This is a genomic window from Ruegeria sp. HKCCA0370, from assembly GCF_013033705.1.
Taxonomy (GTDB): Bacteria; Pseudomonadota; Alphaproteobacteria; order Rhodobacterales; family Rhodobacteraceae; genus Ruegeria.
The window spans coordinates 118,792-140,270 of record NZ_WQEP01000002.1 but is presented as its reverse complement, the minus strand read 5'-3'; the positions used below and the strand labels follow the sequence as shown (position 1 = coordinate 140,270).

The following is a 21,479-nucleotide window of genomic DNA, read 5'->3' as shown; positions in this document are numbered from 1 at the left end:
AGACAGATGAACATCGCGCGCGCCTCGATTGATCGACCGCTTTACACATGGCTGATCATCCTCATTGCCCTCTTCGGTGGCATCTGGGGATTCACGTCGCTTGGTCGTTTGGAAGACCCGGCTTTCACCATCAAGAACGCGGTCATCGCCACGCAATATCCCGGTGCCACGGCGGAACAGGTGGCGCTTGAAGTGTCCGAACCCCTTGAATCCGCGATCCAGCAGATGGGCGAGGTGGACGTCATCACCTCGGTCAACCAACCCGGACAATCGCTGATCGAAGTAGAAATCAAGTCGACCTACGACGGGACCGAACTGCCCGATATCTGGACCCGCCTGCGGGCCAAGGTGCGCGATGCCGCCCGCGGGCTTCCGTCGGGTGTCAGCCAACCCTATGTGAATGACGGGTTCGGTGATGTGTTCGGCCTGTTCTATGCGGTGACCGCCGAAGGGTTTTCGGACGCCGAAAAGCATGAACTGGCAACGTTTCTGCGTCGCGAACTGCTGACCGTGGACGGCGTCGCCGATGTCGAGGTTCAGGGCCTGCCGGACGAGGCGATTTTTGTAGAGCCCGATCTGGCGATCTCGGTGAATCAGAACGTCCCGCTGCAAGCGATCAACGAAGCCATAGCCAACGCGGATTCGGTGAATTCCTCGGGGTCTTTGCGGTCTGAAGATGCCCGTACCACCATTCTGACGGCCGAGGGTTCGGACAGTGTCTCGGCCATTGCGGGCCTGTCTGTCGGCTCGCAAGGGCAGGTGATCAACCTGTTCGACATGTCCGATGTCTATCGCGCCCGTCAGAACGATCCGGACATCATGATCCGCTACAACGGGACCGAAGCCTTTACCCTCGGCATCGCCGGTCTGGCGACGGAAAACATCGTCGAGGTCGGCAAGCGGGCTGACGCCAAATTCGCCGAGCTGGATGCGAATATCCCCTTCGGTGTCGATATTCTGCCGATCTATCAGCAACATGTGGTGGTCGAGCAGGCCTCGAACGACTTTCTGGTGAATCTGGCCATGTCAGTGGCCATCGTGGTCGCCGTGCTGGGCATCTTCATGGGCTGGCGCGCGGCCATCGTCGTCGGTTCGACCCTGTTGCTGACCGTGGTCGGCACGCTTCTGTTCATGTCACTGTTCTCGATCGAGATGGAACGGATTTCCCTGGGTGCGCTGATCATTGCCATGGGTATGCTTGTGGACAATGCCATCGTGGTGGCCGAAGGGATGCAGATCGCGATGTTGCGAGGAAAACCATCGCGCGATGCGGCTGAAGATGTGGCGTCAAAAACCCAGATTCCCCTGCTTGGAGCCACCGTGATCGGCATCATGGCCTTTGCCGGGATCGGGCTCAGCCCGGATGCGACGGGCGAGTTTCTGTTTTCCCTGTTTGCGGTGATCGGCATTTCGCTGCTGCTCAGCTGGATACTTGCCATCACGGTCACGCCTTTGCTGGGGCACTATTTCTTCAAGCAGGGCAAGGAGGGTGAGATCGACGCCTACGGGGGCATCCTGTTCCGCACATATGGCGCGATCCTGCGGTTTGCGCTCCGTTTCCGGTGGCTGGTTGTTGCGGGTCTCATCGGCGTAACCGTTGCGTGCTATGCCGGGTTCGGGTTGATGAAACAACAGTTCTTCCCCAACTCGAACACGCCTTTGTTCTTTGTGCATTACAAGCTGCCTCAGGGCACGCCGATTGCCCGCACGGCACAGGACATGGCGGTTTTCGAAGATTGGCTGACCCAACGCGATGACGTGGTTTCGGTCACGACATTCGTCGGTCAGGGGGCAACCCGGTTCATGCTGACCTATTCGGCAGAGAAACCGAACCCGAGCTATGGTCACATGATCATCCGTACGGAAAGTCTGGATGACATCCCGGCCTTGCAAGCGGATCTGGAAGCGTTCGGGTCGGTCCAGTTCCCCGAAGGCGAGTTCGGAACCAAGCGCCTGGTGTTTGGCCCCGGTGGCGGTGATCCGATTCAGGCCCGGTTCTCGGGCAGCGATCCGGTGGTACTGCGACAACTTGCGGACGAGGCCGTGCAGCGCATGGCGGCGGCGTCGCCCAACGCCCTGCTCGTTCATCATGACTGGCGCGAACAGGAACTGGCGGTGCAGCCGATCTATGCCACGGAACGGGCCCAGACCGCGGGCGTCACGCGCGAAGATATTGCGGCCACGCTGCAATTTTCGACCGATGGCATCACGGGCGGTGTGCTGCGGGAACGTGACCGCCTGATCCCCATCATCCTGCGTCGTCCGGCGGACGGAGATTATTCCATCGTCGATCAGGTGGTGTATTCGGACCAATCCGGGAAATTTGTACCAATCGAACAGATGGTCGATGGATTCGAGTACAAATCCCTCAATACGCTGGTTCATCGCCGCGATCGTGTTCTGACCATCACTGTCGGCGCGGACATCCCGCCCGACCTGACGGCGGCTCAGGTACACGCCGAAGTTCGGGACGCCATCGAGGCCATCGAACTGCCACCGGGCTACAAGATGGAGTGGGGCGGTGAGTTCGAAAACTCGCGCGACGCGCAGGAAAGCCTGGGTAAACAATTGCCGCTGAGCCTGCTGATCATGGTGCTGATCTCGGTCCTGCTGTTCAACGCGATCCGTCAGCCGATCATCATCTGGCTGCTGGTTCCGATGTCGGTCAACGGCGTCGTCATCGGCCTGTTGGGAACTGGGCTGCCCTTCACCTTTACAGCCCTTCTGGGCCTGCTCAGCCTGTCGGGCATGCTGATCAAGAACGGCATCGTGCTGGTGGAAGAGATCGACCTGGTTCGCGCCACGGGCAAACCCCTGCGCGAATCCATCGTCGAAGCCTCCGTCTCGCGTTTGCGCCCTGTGATGCTGGCTGCGATCACGACCATTCTGGGCATGGCGCCGCTGCTGACCGATGCGTTCTTCGTCTCGATGGCGGTGACGATCATGGGCGGGCTGGCTTTTGCGACCGTCCTGACAATGGTCGCCGCGCCGGTGTTCTACCTGCTCTTCTTTGCGCGCGATGAAAAACGCGAGGCGCTGGCAGCCTGAACACTGGCCTCTTGTGGGTCCAGCTGAAAAGCTGGGTCCAATCAGGTTAGATCAAAGGAACAAACGGCACGTCACAGGCGGCCAGTGCAGTGAAGATTACGAGAACCAGAAATGTGCGCATTGTTTCATTCTCCTTATGCCTGAACGAAATGCGCGCCCGTTGAGTTCAGGTCAACGGGCGCGCATCTTTTCGTTCATTGATGAGCCAATTGTGGCTCAGGCGGGTTATCCCTGAAGGGATTTCACCTCGACATCCCCTTCGGCCTGCGCCTTGATCGCCAGAGCGGCAGCATGGCTTGCGGCGGCAGTGGTGTAATACGGGATCTTGTCATAAAGCGCGATGGACCGGATGGCCTTGCTGTCCTCGACCGCCTGCGCGCCTTCGGTGGTGTTCATCAGCAGTTGAACCTGACCGTCTTTCAGCATGTCGACCACGTCTGGGCGGCCTTCATAGACCTTGTTGACCACGTCGCATGGCACACCCTGTTCCGCCAGCCAGCTTTGGGTGCCGCGGGTGGCGACCAGCGTGAAGCCTTGTTCGACCAGAACTTGTGCGGCCTCGAGCATCGCCGCGCCCTTGTCGGCATCCTTGATCGAAATGAAGGCCTGGCCCGAAGTCGGCAGCACCATGCCCGCGCCCATCTGCGCCTTGAGGAAGGCGCGCGGGAAATCGCGGTCCCAGCCCATGACCTCGCCGGTCGAGCGCATTTCCGGGCCCAGGATGGTATCGACGCCCGGAAAACGGGCGAAGGGCAGGACCGCCTCTTTCACCGAGAACCATGGCATGTCCGGGTCGGCCAGCGTCATCTGATCTGCGATCTTGGTGTCGTCCACGGTCTTGTAGGGCGGACGCTGCGGGAAGCTCGCCAGCTTTTCGCCTGCCATGACACGCGCGGCGATGGACGCAATCGCACTGTCGGTGGCCTTTGCCACGAACGGCACGGTGCGCGAAGCGCGCGGGTTGACCTCGATCAGGTAGATCTCGTCATCCTTGATCGCGAACTGAACATTCATCAGGCCGACAACGTTCAGCGCCTTGGCCAGCTTGAACGCCTGATCCTTGATCTGCGCGATGATCTCTTTCGACAGCGAATAGGGCGGCAGCGAACAGGCGCTATCGCCCGAGTGCACGCCGGCCTCTTCGATATGCTGCATGATGCCTGCCACATGCACATCGGTGCCGTCGCACAGCGCGTCCACGTCCAGCTCGACCGCGCCAGCCAGATAGCTGTCCAGCAGAACGGGGCTGTCGCCCGAGACCACCACGGCCTCGTTGATGTAGCGTTTCAGCTGGTCCATGTCGCGCACGATCTCCATCGCGCGGCCACCCAGAACGTAGGACGGGCGGATCACCAGCGGGAAGCCGATTTCCTCAGCGATTTCCAACGCCTGCGTGTCGGTCGAGGCGATGCCGTTCTTGGGCTGTTTCAGCCCTAGTTCATTGACCAGCGCCTGAAAACGCTCGCGGTCTTCGGCCAGGTCAATCGCGTCGGGCGTGGTACCCAGGATCGGGATGCCCTCGGCCTCAAGCGCGTTGGCCAGTTTCAGCGGTGTCTGTCCACCGAACTGAACAATGACGCCGTGCAGCGTGCCGTTTTCCTGTTCCTTCGTCAGGATTTCCATGACGTGTTCAAAGGTCAGCGGCTCGAAATACAAGCGATCGGAAGTGTCATAATCGGTCGAAACCGTCTCGGGGTTGCAGTTGATCATGATGGTTTCATAACCCGCTTCGGTCAGCGCGAAGCAGGCGTGGCAGCAGCAATAGTCGAACTCGATGCCCTGACCGATGCGGTTTGGGCCGCCGCCAAGAATGACGACCTTCTTCCTGTCGCTCGGGCGCGCTTCGCATTCGACCTCGCCCATCATCGGAGCTTCGTAGGTTGAATACATGTAAGGCGTCTGCGCCTCGAACTCGGCGGCGCAGGTGTCGATGCGTTTGAACACCGCTGAAACGCCCAGATTGCGGCGCGCTCGGCGGACGTTGTCTTCATCACGGCCCGTCAGCTTGCCCAGACGCGCATCGGTGAATCCCAGCATTTTCAGCTTGCGGATGCCGTCCTCGGTGACGGGCAGGCCGTCCTTGCGGAGCTGACGTTCGGCCTCGACGATCTCGCGGATACGGGCCAGGAACCAAGGGTCGAACTTGGTGACGCCGAAAATCTCGTCATCGCTCAGGCCATGGCGCATCGCTTGCGCAATGGTGCGCAGGCGGTCAGGTGTCTGCTGGCTGATCGCCTTGATCACGGCGGCCTTGTCGTCGGCCTCGTCCCAGAGGCCCACGTTCAGGCCGGGGATTTCGACCTCATCAAAGCCGGTCAGGCCCGATTCCATCGAGGCCAGTGCCTTTTGCATCGATTCGTGGATCGTACGGCCAATCGACATCGCCTCGCCCACCGACTTCATCGCGGTGGTCAGATAGGGTTCGGAACCGGGGAATTTCTCGAAGGCGAATTTCGGAATTTTTGTCACGACATAGTCGATGGTCGGCTCGAACGAGGCCGGGGTGACTTTGGTGATGTCGTTGTCCAGCTCATCCAGCGTGTAACCCACGGCCAGTTTCGCAGCGATCTTCGCGATCGGGAAACCGGTGGCCTTGGATGCCAGCGCCGACGAGCGCGACACGCGCGGGTTCATCTCGATCACGACCATGCGGCCATCGACCGGGTTGATCGCCCATTGCACGTTTGAGCCGCCGGTTTCGACACCGATTTCACGCAGCACGGCAATCGAGTGATTGCGCATGATCTGGTATTCTTTGTCGGTTAGCGTAAGGGCAGGGGCCACGGTGATCGAGTCACCCGTATGCACGCCCATCGGATCGACGTTTTCGATGGAACATACGATGATGGCGTTGTCGGCAGTGTCGCGCACCACCTCCATTTCGTATTCTTTCCAGCCCAGAAGGCTTTCGTCGATCAGGATCTGACCCACGGGCGAGGCATCCATACCCGAGCGGCAAATATGGATGTAATCCTCACGGTTATACGCCACGCCGCCACCGGTGCCGCCCAGTGTAAAGGCCGGGCGGATGATTGCAGGAAGCCCCACGGTTTCAAGGGTTTCAAGGGCCAGCGCCACACCGGCGTCCAGGTCTTTCTTGCCGCTCTCGTCCTTGGGGGCGGTAACGATCTCGGCCTTGGGGTTTTCGATGCCCAGCCGGTCCATCGCCTCGCGGAACAGGGCGCGGTCTTCGGCCATTTCGATGGCATCGCGCTTGGCGCCGATCATCTCGACGCCGAATTTTTCCAGCACACCCATTTCTTCCAGTGCCAGCGAGGTGTTCAGGCCGGTCTGTCCGCCCATGGTGGGCAACAGGGCGTCAGGGCGTTCTTTCTCGATGATCTTGGCGACCACTTCGGGTGTGATCGGCTCGATATAGGTGGCGTCGGCTAGACCGGGGTCGGTCATGATCGTCGCCGGGTTCGAGTTCACCAGAATGACCCGGTATCCTTCCTCTCGCAGGGCCTTGCAGGCCTGAGCACCGGAATAGTCGAATTCACAGGCCTGACCGATAACAATGGGGCCCGCCCCAATGATCATGATCGACTGGATGTCGGTTCTTCTCGGCATGGCCTTGTTCCTTCGATTGTCCGCGAGTCAGGGCACCGCCCCAGCGCCCAAATTGTCCTGCGTTATAGGGACCGCGCAAAAAGGTGCAAGAGGTATCGGAAACAGGGGCGAAATTGCCGCTTTCCCCTCTTTCACTTGGCAGAGTATTCTCTATATGGCCCCTCACGGCAAATGAGGATGCAAGTGCGTATTCGTTTCGATCAGGGACCGGCCGGGCGAGGAACCCGGTTTCAGCGTCCGTCTCAGGTGATCCGCGCGGATGTGGCGGAGGACGTGCCCCAGGCTCTGGCGGCATTGGACGAGGCGCGCGCAGCTGGTGCCTGGCTGGCAGGGTATGCCAGTTACGAGCTGGGCTATGCGCTTGAACCCCGGCTCAATGGTCTTTTGCCGGAAGAACGACGCCTGCCTTTGTTGTGCTTTGGGGTCTATGATGCACCGGATCGGGTCGCCCTTCCGTCGCCTGCGGGCGAAGTGGGCGCATTCCGGCCGCGATGGGATGAAGCGCGATATGGCAAGGCCTTCAGCGCCGTGCATGACGCCATTGGTGCCGGCGACATCTATCAGGCCAACCTGACCTTTCCGATTGATCTGACCGTCTCGGGCAACAGCGAAACGCTCTATGCCGCGCTGGCGGCGGGGCAGCCGGTGGGCCACGGAGCACTGGTGCAACAGGATGGGCTGCCCGATCTGCTCAGCCGCTCGCCGGAGTTGTTTTTCCGCACCGATGAGGGTGGGCGGATCGAAACCCGGCCGATGAAGGGCACGCAACCGCGCAGTGAAGACCCGGATGAGGATGCGCGCCACCGGGCTTTTCTGAGCGCGGACGAAAAGAATCGGGCCGAGAACCTGATGATTGTTGATTTGCTGCGCAACGATATCAGCCGCGTCGCGCTGCCCGGATCCGTTCATGTGCCTGACCTGTTCCGGGTGGAAACCTATGCCACCGTACATCAGATGGTCTCGCTGGTGCGGGCGCAGCTGCACAAATGCGTGGGGTTGGGTGAAATACTGACAGCACTGTTTCCCTGCGGGTCGATCACCGGAGCCCCCAAGATCCGCGCGATGGAAATTCTGGCGGAACTGGAGCCATGGGCGCGCGACATCTATTGCGGAACGATTGGTTGGGCCGCGCCGGATGGTCGGTCCGAGTTCAACGTGGCCATCCGCACCTTGATGCTTGAGGATGATCAGGCCACTCTGAACGTAGGCGGCGGTGTCGTTTGGGACAGCACCGCCCCGTCAGAGTATGAGGAGGCGTTATGGAAAGCCCGCTTCGCCCGCCAGCTGAACCTGATTTCAGCCTGATTGAAACACTGGCCTTCCGCCCGGATCAGGGCTTTGTCAGGCTGGACCGCCATCTTGCACGAATGGCCCGTACTGCGCGGGTGTTCGAGATTCCTTTCAACCCCGATGAAGCGACCGCCCGACTGAATGGCGCTGCTTGTGACACCCCGCTGCGTTGCCGCCTTACGCTGGATGTGTCGGGCTCGTTCGATCTGTCGACCGGCGAACTGGTGGACAATCCCAGAACCTGGCGCGTCGCTCTGTCAGATCAACGTCTGGCTTCGAATGACCTGTGGTTGCGTCACAAGACCACGCGCCGTGCGCTCTATGATTCCGCGCGCGCAGCGCTGCCCGAAGGGGTGGACGAACTGTTGTTTCTGAATGAACTGGATGAGCTTTGTGAAGGCACCATCACGAACCTGTTTATGGAAATGCCTGATGGCCGGGTTCTGACGCCCGCTTTGTCCTGTGGGCTCTTGCCGGGGATACTGCGCGAAGAACTGCTGGAAAACAAAGCAGTCACCGAAGCCGTGCTGACCTTGACCGACCTGAAAAATGCGCAAACTGTGCGGATCGGAAATTCACTGCGCGGACTGATCGAGGTGGAGCTGATAGACGGGTGACAAAAAACAGCATGATGATCGGACCGCCGGTTGCATTGCGACGGCTGCGGCTGGAATTTGGCCTGTTCTATATTGGCTTGCCGCTGCTGATCGCTGTTCTTTTCCCTCCGAACTGGATGTTTCCGGCGCTGTTTGCGCTGACCGGGCTTGGTATCGTGCTATTGCACCGGACGCCCGGGTTTCAATGGGCCGAACTTCGTTATGACTGGGCCAACTGGACCCTGCGCGAGGTGGCTTTGTTCTCTGCCATCGTGACTGCCTTTTGTGTTGGTCTGATTCAGATCACGCGCCCGGATGCCGCGTTCTTCCTGCTTGTGCACCGCCCCGAAATGCTGGCCTTCATCTGGGTCGGCTACCCACTTTTGTCAGCGCTGCCGCAAGAGCTGCTGTTCCGCCCTCTGTTCTTTCGCCGCTATCACGCGATCCTGCCGGATGGGCGTGCGGCCAATCTGCTGAACGCGGCCATATTCTCGTTCGCGCACCTGATGTACTGGAGCTGGATCGTCGCGCTGATGACATTCGCCGGCGGCCTGCTGTTCACATGGGCCTACCGGCAGCGTGGGTCATTCTTCTATGCGGTGTTGCTGCACGCAATTGCGGGCAATATCATTTTTGCGGTGGGGCTAGGCGTATATTTCTACTCGGGCAATGTGCAAAGGCCGTTTTGAAGGGGCAACCCGCCTTGACTTTCCGGGGCTGACAGGGTGTATCGGCGCGACGAATTCTGCGCCCGAAGGGATATTCCATGCACGCCTATCGCAGCCACACCTGCGCCGCCTTGACCGCCGCCAATGTTGGAGAAACCGTTCGCCTGTCCGGTTGGGTGCATCGGGTTCGAGATCATGGGGGCGTGCTGTTCATCGATCTTCGCGACCATTTCGGCGTAACCCAGATCCTGTGCGACGGCGACAGCGCCGCCTTTGCCGAGCTGGAAAAGGTGCGGTCCGAATGGTGCATCCGTATCGACGGCACCGTCAAAGCCCGTGACCCGGACCTGGTGAACCCGAAACTGCCTACCGGCGAGATCGAGGTTTACGTACGCGAACTGGAAGTTCTGGGGGCCGCCGACGAATTGCCGCTGATGGTCTTCGGCGATCAGGAATACCCCGAGGAAACCCGCCTGCGCTATCGCTATCTGGACCTGCGCCGCGAGGCGATGCAACGGAACATGACCCTGCGCTCGGACGTGGTTGCGTCCATGCGCAAACGGATGTGGGATCAGGGCTTTCGCGAGTATCAGACGCCGATCATCACCGCCTCGTCGCCCGAAGGCGCGCGCGACTTCCTGGTGCCTTCGCGCCTGCATCCGGGCAAATTCTATGCGTTGCCGCAAGCCCCGCAGCAGTTCAAGCAGCTGATCATGGTGTCGGGCTTCGACAAGTATTTCCAGATTGCGCCCTGTTTCCGAGATGAAGATCCACGGGCTGACAGGTCGCCCACCGACTTCTACCAGCTGGATCTCGAGATGTCCTTTGTCGAGCAGCAGGACGTGTTCGACGTCATTCAACCTGTTCTGACCGGCGTGTTCGAAGAATTCGGCGGCGGTCGCAAGGTTGATCAGGACTGGCCGCAAATTTCCTACAAGGACGCGGCGCTGTGGTATGGCACCGACAAGCCGGACCTGCGGAACCCCATCAAGATGCAGGTGGTGTCCGAGCATTTCCGCGGTTCCGGTTTCGCGATCTTCGCCAAGCTGCTCGAACAGGAAGGCACCGAGATCCGCGCGATCCCCGCGCCGGGCGGCGGCAGCCGCAAGTTCTGCGACCGCATGAACGCCTTTGCCCAGAAAGAGGGCCTGCCGGGCATGGGCTATATCTTCTGGCGCGATCAGGGTGAGGGGATGGAGGCTGCGGGACCGCTGGCCAAGAACATCGGCCCCGAGCGCACCGAGGCAATCCGTCAGCAACTGGGTCTGGGTGTCGGCGATGCAGCCTTCTTCCTGGGCGGCAAGCCAAAAGCCTTTGAAAAGGTTGCCGGTAAGGCGCGTGACGTGATCGGTGAGGAATTGAACCTGACCGAAAAAGACCGTTTTGCCTTTGCCTGGATCGTGGATTTCCCGATCTATGAGCAAGACGAAGAAACCGGCGCGATCGACTTCGAACACAACCCGTTCTCGATGCCGCAGGGCGGTATGGACGCGTTGCAGGGCAACCCGCTGGATGTGCGCGGCTACCAGTATGATCTGGCGTGCAACGGGTACGAGCTGGTTTCAGGCGCGATCCGGAACCACAAGCCGGAAATCATGCTGAAGGCCTTTGAACTGGCAGGCTATGGCGAGGATGAAGTAAAATCCCGCTTTGGTGCCCTGTTCAATGCCTTTCACTACGGCGCCCCGCCACACGGTGGATGCGCGGCTGGTATCGACCGGATCGTGATGCTGCTGGCAGATGAGGCCAATATCCGCGAAGTCATGATGTTCCCGATGAACCAGCGCGCCGAAGATCTGATGATGGACGCACCTTCGGACCCGACCTCGGATCAGTTGATGGAGCTGGGTCTTCGCATTATCCCTCAGGACCAGTAAAAAAACCGCCCGCGTATCGCGGGCGGATTTTTCACGCAGGCAGCGTGTGTCAGTCCAGCGGGTCTTTCAGATCGGTTCGGTTGACGCGGATGGAACGCGCGGCCTGCCGTGTTTGGCGGTACAGCCAGATGCACAAAAGGGTTGCAGTGATGAAATACGCTGTCACCATTTCAAATTGCCTCTCGCTGTTCCAGTCGGTTCTGCACCATCCCGGCAACCTGCGCCGCCTGCGCCATGATCGGCGTCCCGTTCGCGCGTGAAAATGCCAGCTTTCGCGCTGCTTCCGCCAAGGGCCTGTCATTTGCCTCGCGCGCGACGCCGTGCAGGAACTGTGCGGCGTAGTCCAATGTACTGTGATCGTTGGGACCTGCGAGCACATCGGCGATATGGGCCATGTCGTCCTGATAAGCCAAAGGGTCCGGGCGAATGATTTCATCGCGTACGGCATGAAGCCCGCTGGGCCGCCGGTCCTCTGGCAGGCGTTCCAGAATGGATTTTTGAAAATGTGACATTGATTTTAGCGGCTTGGACAAAAACCCATCCGCGCCGGCCGCCAGAGCCATGTCTTCGCTGCCGTCATCGCCCGAAAGGCCCATGATGACACTGATACGGGGCGTGGCCTCGGCCAATTCGGCGATCAGTTCGGCGCCGGAACCGTCCGGCAGGCCCATATCGACCAGGATGACCGAAGGCCGATAGATCTGTAGGTGCCTTCGGGCCGATTTCAGGCAATCCGCACGGCGAATGCGCGCGCCGCTGTGTAGGCACATCAGGCGGATGGCATCGCAAGCGTACCGGCTGTCTTCGACAACCAATATGGTCTGACCCAGCAAGGGTCGAGTCGCGGTGGGCGCGGCGGTGGTGGTGGCAAGTAGGCCCGAATCGTCCATGGCAGCTCTCCTATGCAGCAGATGCTTCACGCTAGGAACTTCTGGCTAACACGACGTTAACGCGCGATTTGGCGCACTTGTCCTTTGGCGGATCAGCCCCCATAACCCATGCAACGCAGGACAGCAGGAGTGAGACATGATTGGACGTCTGAACCACGTCGCCATTGCCGTACCGGATCTTGAGGCGGCGTCCGAGCAATACCGCAACGCGTTGGGCGCCAAAGTCGGCGCGCCGCAGGACGAGCCGGATCATGGTGTCACGGTCGTGTTCATCGAACTGCCCAACACCAAGATCGAACTTCTGTATCCGCTGGGTGACGACAGCCCGATCAACGGGTTTTTGGAAAAGAACCCGGCCGGCGGCATCCACCATGTATGTTACGAGGTCGAGGATATCATCGCGGCCCGTGATCATCTGAAAGCGACCGGAGCCCGTGTTCTGGGATCAGGTGAGCCCAAGATCGGTGCGCATGGTAAACCGGTTCTGTTTCTGCACCCCAAGGATTTCAACGGCTGCCTGGTCGAGCTGGAGCAGGTATAACCCCCAGCCCCGGAGGGCCTGAAATGACCATTACTGCCGCGCTGGTGTTGTTCGCCGTCATCTGGTTCATGACGTTGTTGGTGGTGCTGCCCATTCGCATCAAAACCCAGGGCGATCTGGGTGACATCGTTCCCGGCACGCATGCGGGCGCGCCGGAAGTGCATCACATGAAAAGAAAGATGTGGATCACCACCGGTATCTCTGTGGTTCTGTGGGCGATCATCGCCGGAATCATCCTGTCGGGCGTGATCTCGGTGCGGGATTTCGACTGGCTGAACCAGTTGGAGCCAAGGTAATCCCCGTCAGGCCTTTTGGCCTGACAAGGCGTGATAGATATGGGTGAACGTGGCGGCCCCGAGGATCGGGATCACTAGGTTCACCAGCGGCACTGAAAGCGGAATGGCCATCAATGTGCCCGCCACCCAGATCGTCGTTGAATGTTTGGCCCGCAGCTTGCGCGCGCCATCGCGCCCGATCCTTCGCATCGCGGCAAGGGTAAAGTATTCACGCCCCAGCAAAAATCCGTTCATCGCCCAGAAGATGAAAGGCGCAAGCGGGGTGAAAATCGCATAGAGGATCAGCGCCAGCAGGTTTGCCACAATCAGAACGCCAAGGAAGCTGAGACCGTCCATAAGCGCCTCTGAGGCCGGGATGCGCCGTGCGGGCGGCAACGCCGGAAAATGCTTGTCCTCAACCGCCTGTGCCACCTCGTCCAGAAAGATCGAGGTGATGGCCGACGCGACCGGCACCATCAGAAAAACGGGCAGGATCAGAACGAGCACGATACCGGAATAGTTCAGAACGTCGTTCAGCCACGGGACAGCCCCCACGAACGGCAATGAGATTTCGCTGCCCGACAACCAGTTGATCAACCAGATCGCACCTGCACAGGCGAGAACCAGCAGCAGAATGGTCAACCCCACGCCGCGCAGCAAAACGGCACGGAACTTGGGATCTCCGGTCTGGCCAAGTGCGCTGAAAAAGGCGTTCAGGATGATCATTCCGAAACCCACTCTGTCAACGCGGCCACATCGGGCCGGGGGCGTTCCGGCGGGGTCGCGCCCTCGGTGGCGATATGAATCAACCCGGCCACGCGTTCGTTTTCGGCAAGCCCGAAAGCATCGACACAGAACGCGCGATCATGTGTTTGCCAGCCCGACAGCCAATTGGCGCCCCAGCCCGCAGCCAGCGCGGCATTCAGCAGCGCCAGACAGACCGCGCCAGCAGAGTAGGATTGTTCGATGGCCGGGATCTTTTCGGATTGCTTGCGAACCTCGATGACCGCGACGGCCAGATGCCCCATATCGAACTGGCTGCGCGCCTTGGCGATGTCTTCCGGGCTTTTGTTCAGCCTTTTCCCGCAGGCCTCGGTCAGGGTCGCCAGACGTGGCATCGCGCCCTTTTCCAGAACGATGAATCGCCAGGGCTCCAGTTTGCCGTGATCGGGGCTGCGGGCGGCGGCCGTCAGCAATGGCAGCAACTCCTCCCGGGTTGGGGCCGGAGCAACCAGTGTCTTGGCCGGCCGGGACCGGCGCGACTGCAAAAACTCCAGAGCGGCGGGGTTTTTCAGGGACATATGTTAACTTCCTTTACATCACGACTCTGTATCTTGGTCGGTATTCTGCCCGTTTCAAGGGCACGCCAATGGATTGCGTGGATCAATTTCATTACGACGTGCTTCGTGCAAGACTTTGAGAAAAAAAGAGGAGACAATGGCGAAACCCAAACTGCGCGATCTGCCGGATCTCAGCGCGATGGCGCAGGCCGGGGCCGTTTTCAAACTGAAGGTGACGCCCAAGGCGGCCCGCGATCGGGTGAGCGTCGAAGACGGTCAGATCAAGGTATCAGTTACGGCCCCGCCGGAAAACGGCAAGGCCAACAGGGCCGTGCAGTTGCTGCTTGCAGAATGTCTTGGCGTCGCGCCCTCGACCCTGATGCTGAAGCAGGGGCAAGCCGCACGGATCAAGCTGTTTTCCTATGACCCCTGAGGCCCGGTTTCGCGAATTTGATAAACACCTTCGGGCAGATCCAGCGCGGCCGCCAGATCCCGCACCTGCTCGGGCGACAACGTGATCTTCTGTATTTGATCGGTGCGGGGATCAAGTTGTTCCAGCGTGACGCATTCCGCGAAATTGTTGATCACCACATCTTCCTGCAAAGGTTGTTCACCTTCGTCCACAAGCGTAATGACCGTCGAGTCGAATTCATGCTCAATCGTAAACATGAGGCCAGAGTGCAAGCCGCCGGGGCGCAATGCAAGCCGTTCGTTGAACCGGCGGTGTGGTTTCGCCGGCACGGGCGTACTATGTTGAAATCACGGCCATTCGGTCTCAAAGGATATGACATGCACAGATGGTTTGTTTTTTTGCTGTCCCTGCTGCTTGCTGCATGTGGAGAGGGGGCCTTGCGCGTCCAACCCGCCGAGGAATGGCGGGGGGATGAGCCAGAGGCCGAACCGATGGTGCAAACCTTCCGAGAGGTCAGTCGGGCCGTTGGGGCGGAAGCCCGCAGACAGTGTCTGAAACAGACGACCGGGCAGAATTGCGACTTTCGGATTCTTGTCGACTTGAACCCTCAGGCTTCGGTCAATGCATTCCAGACGCTGGATGAGAACAAGCAGCCGGTGATCATTTTCACCCGCTCGATGATCGAATCCACCCAGAACGCGGATGAACTGGCGTTTGTCATGGGGCATGAAGCAGCCCACCACGTGTTGGGGCACATCGCCAGGCAGAGTGAAATCGCCAGCGCCAGCGCGGCTGAGTTCGGGCGGGTGGCAGAGTTGCGCGGCGGGGACGCCGCCGCCATTGAAGAGGCGCAAAAGCTGGGCGCGCAGGTCGGCGTTCAGGCTTATGTGAAAGACTTTGAGCTGGAGGCAGACCAGTTGGGAACCATCATCACGTATAATGCGGGATACAATCCGTTGGTCGGAGCAAGGTTCTTTGATCGCATCCCGGATCCCGGTGACAGGTTTTTGGGAACCCACCCACCAAATGCACAACGTGTGCAGATCGTGCGGGAAACAGCAGAGCAATTGGGTTTGTCCCAATGAGCCGGCTCACATGCCTGGGTGTCGTCCTGACGGATCGCGGCTCGAAATACGCGGTGTCTGGGGCGCAGGTCACGACGCGGGCTGAAATCGACGCCGTTTTGAACGATTTGAAATCCGACAAGAGCTATGCCAAGGCCACCCACAACACCTGGGCCGCGGCCTTGCCGACCGGCGCGTTAAAAGCTGATGATGGGGAAAGCGGCGCGGGCATGGTGATCCTTCGGATGATCGAACGCGCCGGGCTGAAAAATCACGTAATTATCGTGACGCGCTGGTATGGCGGCAAGAAACTGGGCGGGGATCGCTTTCGCCGTGTTCAGGATGCCACGCGGGCCTATCTGGATCACATCGGCGTCCAATCTTGACCTGAGTCAATGTTTGCCTTCGCGGATGCGCTACCCTTTGGACACAGCGTGAAAGCGAAAGGAAACAGCATGCCCACCCACGAGACCCTGCGGCTGCATGCCGGATTGGTGGACGATATGGCCAGAATGCTGGACATTGATCTTGAGGAAGCCGCCATTGATGGTTCCGTTTCCGTGGACCAGATCTCTGATGCTGTTTTGCGCTGTACCGACTGCCCGAACCCGGATCACTGCAAGAGTTTGCTGAACGATCCCGGATCTGCTCGGCGGACACCCGAATACTGCCGAAATCAGGAATTGCTTCACAATCTCCTGCCTTGACACAAAGGTCTGCCATGACACATCTGGGCGAAATCATGACCCATCTGCGCTTGGTGTTGCGTATGGGGCAAGCAACCGGAACCGACTTGGCCGCGGCCTATCGGAAAGGTCATCTGAAACAGGAAGAATGGGCTGAAATCGTGCAGCAGTGTCGCGGCTGTTCCTGGGCCAAGGACTGCCCGGAATGGTTGGAACGGCGCGAGCAGGTTGAACAGGCGCCGTCGACATGCCCGAATCGCAAATACTTTGCCGCCCTCAAAACCAAGCAGGTGGAGAACGCTTGATGTCTCAGGTCGCGTTAGGGGAAATCGAAAAGCACTTTTGGCTTACACGCTCGGTGTCGCGCTGCATGGGCATTTCAATGACCGAAGCGATGGCCGAAGGACGTCTTTCACCCGAAAAATACGCTGAACTTGTCACACGGTGCCGCGCTGCCGGATGTGATGTGCAATGCGAGTTTTGGCTTGCCCGGCAACAGAGCACAGCGACCACTGCCCCGGATTTTTGCTCCAATGCCGAGATATTGAATGGGTTGAAAACCTGATCAAAGCCCGTTGTGCGTTCCGTCGCACAAAGGCGGCTTCGTGCTGTGTTTGCACCCGCAAAAGAAGACCTTTTTGCTGCTTTCCGCCGTATATTTCACGGGCTCTGACCCGGTGCCTTTGTGCGATCCGTCGCAAAACGGCTGGCGGCTGGATTTGCCGCAGGCGCACCAGAAATAGGTTTTCCCTTCGACGACCTCGACCGGAAAGGGCGATTTTCGGGCAATGATGGGTGCGTTTGACATGTGGCTTCTCCGTCTTTGGCTGAATTCGCTGCAACAATTTAGGGCGCCGGAGTCAGAAGGATAGGTTTCACGCCTCAAAGAACATCATTGCGTCATTGGATTGGCATGGATTCGCTGTGACTCACGAAGACGTGATCGATTCAGTTGCCAGATTGTCGTTCAGCCCGTATTCTTAACCTGGCCCCGAAAAGCTGGGCAATATCAGAAAAGTAATAAAGGATTGACGGACATGAAACTGAAACTCGCTGCCGTTGGCGCATTTGCACTGATCCTGACTGCCTGTGCGCAGCAGGAAGAACCGACACCTGTTTACGTTCAGCCCAGCTATGACAAAGCCGGCACACCCAGCTGTCCGGGTGGTTATCAATTGGCCACAACCGAGGCTGGCCAGACGGTCTGTGACCCAATCACTCAGTAAGCCATTCGCAGGCGGCCCGGACCCGGACCGCCTGTACGCTTTCGGGAAAAACCGTCACCAGTTGTGGCGGTTTTTTCTTGCCTGCGTTTTCACAGCTATCGGACAGGTTGCGTTCTTCGCGTTGCGCGAACCCTGTTTAGTGCCTTTTGAGGCCGTAGGTATGCTTGAACTTGAATGACTTGAATTTCTGTCGCTTGACCGAGCCATAGGGGATATGCCCGAGGACACGCCGTTTGGGAGCGGTGTATCGATAAACCGGGGCCGGCTTTTTGATATGCGCCTTGGGCCGCTTGGCATATGAATTGGCCTTCGGGGCCACGTAATACCGGTTTATCTTGTGACGGCCGTTTTTGTGAAAGCTTAGATGTTTGCCGCCAACCGTAATGAATCCGGCAGAGCCGACCTGTGTAGGCTGGGCGTAACCGGGGGTGGCCACGAAATGCGCGACCATCAGGAAAACCACGTAGTTCAGGCCAGGCTTGAAGATACGAGACATGAAAACCTCCATGATTGGCTTTCAGTCCAAGATCGGGTCTGACCGCGTGTTCGGCCAATAAACTCGGTTCACGCTTTGCCCATATGCCGTGTGCTCGACGCGGTGTCAGACCTTAGACAGGCTTGCCCCACAAGTCGTATTCTCCGGCCTCGTCCACTTCGACCGTGACGATGTCACCGGGCCTGAGGTTTTCAAACCCCTCATCGATGAACAGGTTGCCGTCGATCTCAGGCGCGTCTGCTTTGGTGCGGCAGGTGGCGGCCTCGTCATCGACCTCGTCCACAATCACCTCAAGCGTCTGTCCGACCTTTGCCCGCAACTTGGCCTCCGAGATCGCCTGTGCCTTTTCCATGAAGCGATCCCATCGTTCCTGCTTGATTTCGGCCGGAACGTGATCGGGCAGGTCATTTGACCGCGCGCCATCGACGTTTTCATACTGAAAACACCCGACCCGATCCAGTTGAGCCTCGTCCATCCAGTCCAGAAGGGTCTGGAATTCCGACTCCGTCTCACCCGGATAGCCGACGATAAAGGTCGACCGCAGGGTGATATCCGGGCAGATCGCGCGCCAGGCCTTGATTTCATCCAGCGTTCTGGCCGACGCGGCCGGGCGGGCCATGCGTTTCAGCACATCCGGGTGGGCGTGTTGAAACGGGATATCCAGATAAGGCAGCACGTTGCACCCGGCATCCGCCATCAGCGGAATCAGGTCCCGCACATGCGGGTAGGGATAAACGTAATGCAGGCGAACCCAGGCATCGAGCTGCCCCAACTCGCGCGCCAGATCGGTGATATGGCTGCGCACTTCAACATCTTTCCACGGGTTGATGTCGTATTTCCGGTCCAAGCCATAGGCCGAGGTGTCCTGCGAAATCACCAGCAGCTCACGCACGCCGTTTTGCACCAGCTTTTCCGCCTCGCGCAGAACCGCATGCGCCGGGCGGCTGGCCAGTTTTCCGCGCATGTCGGGGATGATGCAGAACTTGCACTTGTGGTTGCAGCCTTCGGAAATTTTCAGATAGCTGTAATGGCGCGGCGTCAACTGCACGCTGCTGGCGGGCAACAGGTCCACGAAAGGATCAGGATCGGGGGGCACGGCGGCATGCACCGCATCCAGCACCTGCTCGTATTGGTGTGGGCCGGTGACAGCCATGATGCGGGGGTGATGTTCGCGAATGTAATCCGGCTCGGCCCCCAGACAGCCGGTCACGATGACTTTGCCGTTTTCCACCAGCGCCTCTCCGATCGCGTCCAGCGATTCCGCTTTGGCGCTGTCGAGGAACCCGCAGGTGTTCACGATGACAGCATCGGCCCCGGCATAATCTGGCGAAATGCCGTATCCTTCGGCACGTAGCCGGGTCAGAATGCGTTCACTGTCGACCAACGCCTTCGGGCAGCCCAACGACACCATGCCGATGGTCGGCTGGTTCGATTGGGGTGTCTCGGTGATCCGGGCAGAAGGTGCCAGGTCGGGGCGGAGGTTCGGCGGGTTTGTCGTCATGCGCGGCATATAATCGGGAAAGCTTGCCCTTGCAAATGTGATGCGTGATTTGAATGATCACGGCAATGACAAGCCAAAAGGCGGAGAGCAGAAAATGAAATGGCTGATGCGCATCCTGTTTATCGTTGTCGCCGTGATCGCGTTGATCATTGGCGCACTGTTGCTGATGCCGGGGGAAAAGCTTGCCGCGATTCTGGCCGAGCAGGTCAAGGCCCAGACCGGGCGTGATCTGACGCTGACCGGTGATGTGCGCATTTCCTTCTGGCCGGTGGTCGGGATGGAAACCGGACCGGTGCATTTCGGCAACGCAAGCTGGGCCGGACCGGAGCCGATGCTCAGCGCGGATAGCCTGGCCGTCGGAGTGGACGCTGCCGGGCTGTTGAATGGGGATCTGCGGATCAAACGAGTTTTTGCAGACAATCCCGTGCTGCGGTTGGAACGATCAGATGGGCGCGGCAATTGGGAGTTGAGCGCCCCGACAACCGCGACAACTGCGGTCGCGACCGGGGGGCCCACACCCGCTGAGCCCTCGGGGCAGGTCACGCTGGATCAGCTGGAGCTGACAAATGCACGGCTGATTTACGTGGAAAATGGTTCGACGCAGATGGATTTCTCGGGCGTGACGCTATCTGCAAGCTGGCCCGAGGTGGCGGCCCCGTTGGTGATGGAGGCCGCCATGCCAGTGCCTGGAGGGGCGGTTCAGGTTGACCTGAAAATCCCGGACTTACCGGCATTTGCCGCCGGGTCAGTGACTGATCTGGAACTGGCTTTGACGGCCCCGGGCGGAGAGATCGGATTTGACGGGCGCGTCAATCTTGCGGGTGAAATGGATGGAACCACCAAGGTCGTAACGCGGAACACCGAAAGGATGCTTGCCGCCTTCGGTCAGGCTGGCACATCCGTACCGCCCGGATTGGGCAAGACTGCGGACATTTCAGCGCATATGACGTATACGCAGGACGGGCGGATTTCCATGCGGAACATGGTTGCGCAATTGGATGACAACCGGTTCGTGGGCGAGGCGGATATCACCATTTCGGACCCGCCGCGTATCGTGGCCCGTCTGGAAGCCGGTGATTTGGATCTGTCGCGGATTTCCGAAACCGCTTCTGCCTCAGGCGGCACGTCTCAGGCAAACGCTCCTGCACCTGAGGGGTGGTCGAAGGACCCTATCGACGCGTCTGCTCTGGCATTGGCGAACAGTAAGATCCGGCTGACGGCGAACTCGATCGCCGTGCCCGGGATGACGTTCGGCAAAAGCGATCTGACCCTGTCGCTGGATCGGTCGCGGGCCGTTCTGGAAATGCACCCGGCCACGCTGTTTGCGGGTCAGTTGCACGGTCAGGTGGTGGCCAACAACCGCAACGGCCTGTCGGTCGGCGGCAACGTGACCGCCACCGGGATCGATCTGAAACAGGCACTGACCACGATGGCCGGGGTCAAACGCCTGTCGGGAACCGCTGCGGGAGCGTTTGAGTTTCTGGGCGTCGGCCAGTCCGAGGATCAGATCATGCGGTCCCTTAGCGGCAAAGGAAACCTGGATGTCGGTCCCGGAGTGATTTCCGGGCTCGATCTGGACCGATTGATGGGGCAGGGCACCGGATCAGGCGGAACCACCGTGTTCAACAGCCTGACGGCCAGTTTCGCCATCGACCAGGGCGTGTTGACGAACAACGATCTGCTCATGTCACTGAAGAATTTCCGCGCAGATGGCACTGGCACCGTGGATCTGGGGGCCCGCAACATCGACTATCTGTTCACGCCTGTGGCGCTGCGCGCCAATTCCGGGCAGGGGATATCGGTTCCCGTTCGCATCAAAGGCCCCTGGAGCGATCCGACGATCAAGCCGGACCTGACCAAGGTGATCGAGGCGGCCGCGGATGTGAAGGTCAAGGAACTGGAAGACGACGCAAAACAGAAGGTTCTTGAAAAGGTCGGCAACGAATTGGATACGACGATCACCGACAGTGATCAGATCGAAGACGCCATCAAGAATAAACTTGAAGAAGAGGCAAAAAAAGGTCTGCTCAAATTATTCGGCGGCGACTGAGCAACCATC

The 21,479-nt window shown here is 59.4% G+C and carries 23 protein-coding genes; 15 read left to right on the top strand and 8 right to left on the bottom strand.

The window, feature by feature from the left end; all coding sequences use genetic code 11:
* Positions 1 to 6 precede the first annotated feature (6 nt).
* Positions 7 to 3,048, top strand: coding sequence for an efflux RND transporter permease subunit (locus tag GOW31_RS06880; RefSeq protein ID WP_171168886.1), 3,042 nt, complete (start codon positions 7 to 9; stop codon positions 3,046 to 3,048).
* 225 nt (positions 3,049 to 3,273) lie between these two features.
* Here the strand turns inward: GOW31_RS06880 and carB are convergent, their stop codons facing one another.
* Positions 3,274 to 6,618: a carbamoyl-phosphate synthase large subunit gene (carB, locus tag GOW31_RS06875; protein ID WP_171168884.1), complete on the bottom strand. Its 3,345-nt coding sequence runs from the start codon at positions 6,616 to 6,618 to the stop codon at positions 3,274 to 3,276.
* A 177-nt stretch (positions 6,619 to 6,795) separates the two neighbouring features.
* Between carB and GOW31_RS06870 the strand changes: the two genes are divergently transcribed.
* The 4 genes from GOW31_RS06870 to aspS all read left to right on the top strand — a co-directional run bounded on the left by GOW31_RS06870 (position 6,796) and on the right by aspS (position 11,049).
* A complete protein-coding gene (locus GOW31_RS06870; protein ID WP_171169296.1) occupies positions 6,796 to 7,923 on the top strand; it encodes an aminodeoxychorismate synthase component I in 1,128 nt (375 codons plus the stop codon).
* On the top strand, positions 7,878 to 8,525 hold the full coding sequence (locus GOW31_RS06865) for an aminotransferase class IV family protein (RefSeq protein ID WP_171168882.1): 648 nt from the start codon (positions 7,878 to 7,880) through the stop codon (positions 8,523 to 8,525). Before GOW31_RS06870 ends, GOW31_RS06865 begins: the two co-directional genes overlap by 46 nt.
* Positions 8,522 to 9,193: a CPBP family intramembrane glutamic endopeptidase gene (locus GOW31_RS06860; RefSeq protein ID WP_371807910.1), complete on the top strand. Its 672-nt coding sequence runs from the start codon at positions 8,522 to 8,524 to the stop codon at positions 9,191 to 9,193. The genes GOW31_RS06865 and GOW31_RS06860 overlap by 4 nt, the downstream gene beginning before the upstream one ends.
* 77 nt (positions 9,194 to 9,270) lie before the next feature.
* Entirely contained in the window at positions 9,271 to 11,049 is a 1,779-nt protein-coding gene (gene aspS, locus GOW31_RS06855; RefSeq protein WP_171168880.1) for an aspartate--tRNA ligase, read from the top strand.
* Positions 11,050 to 11,219: 170 nt separating this feature from the next.
* On the opposite strand, the gene GOW31_RS06850 is transcribed toward aspS, so the two are convergent.
* Positions 11,220 to 11,939 (bottom strand): response regulator, encoded by a 720-nt coding sequence (locus tag GOW31_RS06850; RefSeq protein ID WP_171168878.1) that lies wholly within the window; start codon positions 11,937 to 11,939, stop codon positions 11,220 to 11,222.
* Between the two features lie 136 nt (positions 11,940 to 12,075).
* Between GOW31_RS06850 and mce the strand changes: the two genes are divergently transcribed.
* Positions 12,076 to 12,480 carry a methylmalonyl-CoA epimerase gene (gene mce, locus GOW31_RS06845; protein WP_170346086.1) on the top strand — a complete coding sequence of 135 codons (405 nt, stop codon included), beginning with the start codon at positions 12,076 to 12,078 and terminating at the stop codon, positions 12,478 to 12,480.
* Between the two features lie 23 nt (positions 12,481 to 12,503).
* Positions 12,504 to 12,776 carry a DUF1467 family protein gene (locus tag GOW31_RS06840; protein WP_117867937.1) on the top strand — a complete coding sequence of 91 codons (273 nt, stop codon included), beginning with the start codon at positions 12,504 to 12,506 and terminating at the stop codon, positions 12,774 to 12,776.
* A gap of 6 nt (positions 12,777 to 12,782) precedes the next feature.
* Here GOW31_RS06840 and GOW31_RS06835 read toward each other — a convergent pair whose 3' ends face one another.
* Both GOW31_RS06835 and GOW31_RS06830 read right to left on the bottom strand, forming a co-directional pair.
* Entirely contained in the window at positions 12,783 to 13,481 is a 699-nt protein-coding gene (locus GOW31_RS06835; RefSeq protein WP_171168876.1) for an EI24 domain-containing protein, read from the bottom strand.
* Positions 13,478 to 14,056: a nitroreductase family protein gene (locus tag GOW31_RS06830; RefSeq protein WP_170346088.1), complete on the bottom strand. Its 579-nt coding sequence runs from the start codon at positions 14,054 to 14,056 to the stop codon at positions 13,478 to 13,480. The genes GOW31_RS06835 and GOW31_RS06830 overlap by 4 nt, the downstream gene beginning before the upstream one ends.
* 136 nt (positions 14,057 to 14,192) lie before the next feature.
* Between GOW31_RS06830 and GOW31_RS06825 the strand changes: the two genes are divergently transcribed.
* On the top strand, positions 14,193 to 14,468 hold the full coding sequence (locus GOW31_RS06825; protein WP_171168874.1) for a DUF167 domain-containing protein: 276 nt from the start codon (positions 14,193 to 14,195) through the stop codon (positions 14,466 to 14,468).
* Here the strand turns inward: GOW31_RS06825 and GOW31_RS06820 are convergent.
* A complete protein-coding gene (locus tag GOW31_RS06820; RefSeq protein WP_170346090.1) occupies positions 14,456 to 14,704 on the bottom strand; it encodes a hypothetical protein in 249 nt (82 codons plus the stop codon). The two genes, GOW31_RS06825 and GOW31_RS06820, sit on opposite strands and share 13 nt — an antisense overlap.
* Before the next feature lie 120 nt (positions 14,705 to 14,824).
* On the opposite strand from GOW31_RS06820, the gene GOW31_RS06815 reads away from it, so the two are divergent.
* The 5 genes from GOW31_RS06815 (at position 14,825) to GOW31_RS21975 (ending at position 16,762) form a co-directional block, all read left to right on the top strand.
* Positions 14,825 to 15,532: a M48 family metallopeptidase gene (locus tag GOW31_RS06815; protein ID WP_171118712.1), complete on the top strand. Its 708-nt coding sequence runs from the start codon at positions 14,825 to 14,827 to the stop codon at positions 15,530 to 15,532.
* Positions 15,529 to 15,897: a YigZ family protein gene (locus GOW31_RS06810; protein ID WP_171118710.1), complete on the top strand. Its 369-nt coding sequence runs from the start codon at positions 15,529 to 15,531 to the stop codon at positions 15,895 to 15,897. The genes GOW31_RS06815 and GOW31_RS06810 overlap by 4 nt, the downstream gene beginning before the upstream one ends.
* Positions 15,898 to 15,966: 69 nt before the next feature.
* Positions 15,967 to 16,218 carry a DUF6455 family protein gene (locus GOW31_RS06805; protein WP_152458952.1) on the top strand — a complete coding sequence of 84 codons (252 nt, stop codon included), beginning with the start codon at positions 15,967 to 15,969 and terminating at the stop codon, positions 16,216 to 16,218.
* Between the two features lie 14 nt (positions 16,219 to 16,232).
* A complete protein-coding gene (locus GOW31_RS06800) occupies positions 16,233 to 16,502 on the top strand; it encodes a DUF6455 family protein (RefSeq protein WP_152458951.1) in 270 nt (89 codons plus the stop codon).
* On the top strand, positions 16,445 to 16,762 hold the full coding sequence (locus GOW31_RS21975; protein WP_371813723.1) for a DUF6455 family protein: 318 nt from the start codon (positions 16,445 to 16,447) through the stop codon (positions 16,760 to 16,762). The genes GOW31_RS06800 and GOW31_RS21975 overlap by 58 nt, the downstream gene beginning before the upstream one ends.
* Here GOW31_RS21975 and GOW31_RS06795 read toward each other — a convergent pair whose 3' ends face one another.
* Complete coding sequence (locus GOW31_RS06795; RefSeq protein ID WP_171168872.1) at positions 16,763 to 17,005, bottom strand: CDGSH iron-sulfur domain-containing protein; 243 nt, start codon at positions 17,003 to 17,005, stop codon at positions 16,763 to 16,765. It lies immediately after the preceding gene.
* A gap of 229 nt (positions 17,006 to 17,234) precedes the next feature.
* Here GOW31_RS06795 and GOW31_RS06790 point away from each other — a divergent pair, with 229 nt between their 5' ends.
* Positions 17,235 to 17,423: a hypothetical protein gene (locus GOW31_RS06790; RefSeq protein WP_050604769.1), complete on the top strand. Its 189-nt coding sequence runs from the start codon at positions 17,235 to 17,237 to the stop codon at positions 17,421 to 17,423.
* Between the two features lie 136 nt (positions 17,424 to 17,559).
* On the opposite strand, the gene GOW31_RS06785 is transcribed toward GOW31_RS06790, so the two are convergent.
* Both GOW31_RS06785 and rimO read right to left on the bottom strand, forming a co-directional pair.
* Positions 17,560 to 17,919, bottom strand: a complete 360-nt coding sequence (locus GOW31_RS06785; RefSeq protein WP_171168869.1) for a hypothetical protein — start codon at positions 17,917 to 17,919, stop codon at positions 17,560 to 17,562.
* A gap of 112 nt (positions 17,920 to 18,031) precedes the next feature.
* Complete coding sequence (rimO, locus tag GOW31_RS06780) at positions 18,032 to 19,420, bottom strand: 30S ribosomal protein S12 methylthiotransferase RimO (protein ID WP_171118704.1); 1,389 nt, start codon at positions 19,418 to 19,420, stop codon at positions 18,032 to 18,034.
* Between the two features lie 40 nt (positions 19,421 to 19,460).
* Between rimO and GOW31_RS06775 the strand changes: the two genes are divergently transcribed.
* Positions 19,461 to 21,470 carry an AsmA family protein gene (locus GOW31_RS06775; protein ID WP_254441654.1) on the top strand — a complete coding sequence of 670 codons (2,010 nt, stop codon included), beginning with the start codon at positions 19,461 to 19,463 and terminating at the stop codon, positions 21,468 to 21,470.
* The last annotated feature ends 9 nt before the right edge of the window (positions 21,471 to 21,479 follow it).

Coding starts and splice junctions, on each gene's coding strand:
- rimO (WP_171118704.1), bottom strand. CDS start 19,420: ATGACGACAAACCCGCCGAACCTCCGCCCCGACCTGGCACCTTCTGCC.
- GOW31_RS06865 (WP_171168882.1), top strand. CDS start 7,878: ATGGAAAGCCCGCTTCGCCCGCCAGCTGAACCTGATTTCAGCCTGATT.
- GOW31_RS06795 (WP_171168872.1), bottom strand. CDS start 17,005: ATGTCAAACGCACCCATCATTGCCCGAAAATCGCCCTTTCCGGTCGAG.
- GOW31_RS06800 (WP_152458951.1), top strand. CDS start 16,233: ATGACACATCTGGGCGAAATCATGACCCATCTGCGCTTGGTGTTGCGT.
- GOW31_RS06785 (WP_171168869.1), bottom strand. CDS start 17,919: ATGTCTCGTATCTTCAAGCCTGGCCTGAACTACGTGGTTTTCCTGATG.
- GOW31_RS06815 (WP_171118712.1), top strand. CDS start 14,825: ATGCACAGATGGTTTGTTTTTTTGCTGTCCCTGCTGCTTGCTGCATGT.
- GOW31_RS06820 (WP_170346090.1), bottom strand. CDS start 14,704: ATGTTTACGATTGAGCATGAATTCGACTCGACGGTCATTACGCTTGTG.
- GOW31_RS06825 (WP_171168874.1), top strand. CDS start 14,193: ATGGCGAAACCCAAACTGCGCGATCTGCCGGATCTCAGCGCGATGGCG.
- GOW31_RS06880 (WP_171168886.1), top strand. CDS start 7: ATGAACATCGCGCGCGCCTCGATTGATCGACCGCTTTACACATGGCTG.
- GOW31_RS06850 (WP_171168878.1), bottom strand. CDS start 11,939: ATGGACGATTCGGGCCTACTTGCCACCACCACCGCCGCGCCCACCGCG.
- carB (WP_171168884.1), bottom strand. CDS start 6,618: ATGCCGAGAAGAACCGACATCCAGTCGATCATGATCATTGGGGCGGGC.
- aspS (WP_171168880.1), top strand. CDS start 9,271: ATGCACGCCTATCGCAGCCACACCTGCGCCGCCTTGACCGCCGCCAAT.
- mce (WP_170346086.1), top strand. CDS start 12,076: ATGATTGGACGTCTGAACCACGTCGCCATTGCCGTACCGGATCTTGAG.
- GOW31_RS21975 (WP_371813723.1), top strand. CDS start 16,445: ATGCCCGAATCGCAAATACTTTGCCGCCCTCAAAACCAAGCAGGTGGA.
- GOW31_RS06775 (WP_254441654.1), top strand. CDS start 19,461: ATGCGTGATTTGAATGATCACGGCAATGACAAGCCAAAAGGCGGAGAG.
- GOW31_RS06830 (WP_170346088.1), bottom strand. CDS start 14,056: ATGTCCCTGAAAAACCCCGCCGCTCTGGAGTTTTTGCAGTCGCGCCGG.
- GOW31_RS06835 (WP_171168876.1), bottom strand. CDS start 13,481: ATGATCATCCTGAACGCCTTTTTCAGCGCACTTGGCCAGACCGGAGAT.
- GOW31_RS06810 (WP_171118710.1), top strand. CDS start 15,529: ATGAGCCGGCTCACATGCCTGGGTGTCGTCCTGACGGATCGCGGCTCG.
- GOW31_RS06805 (WP_152458952.1), top strand. CDS start 15,967: ATGCCCACCCACGAGACCCTGCGGCTGCATGCCGGATTGGTGGACGAT.
- GOW31_RS06790 (WP_050604769.1), top strand. CDS start 17,235: ATGAAACTGAAACTCGCTGCCGTTGGCGCATTTGCACTGATCCTGACT.
- GOW31_RS06840 (WP_117867937.1), top strand. CDS start 12,504: ATGACCATTACTGCCGCGCTGGTGTTGTTCGCCGTCATCTGGTTCATG.
- GOW31_RS06870 (WP_171169296.1), top strand. CDS start 6,796: ATGCAAGTGCGTATTCGTTTCGATCAGGGACCGGCCGGGCGAGGAACC.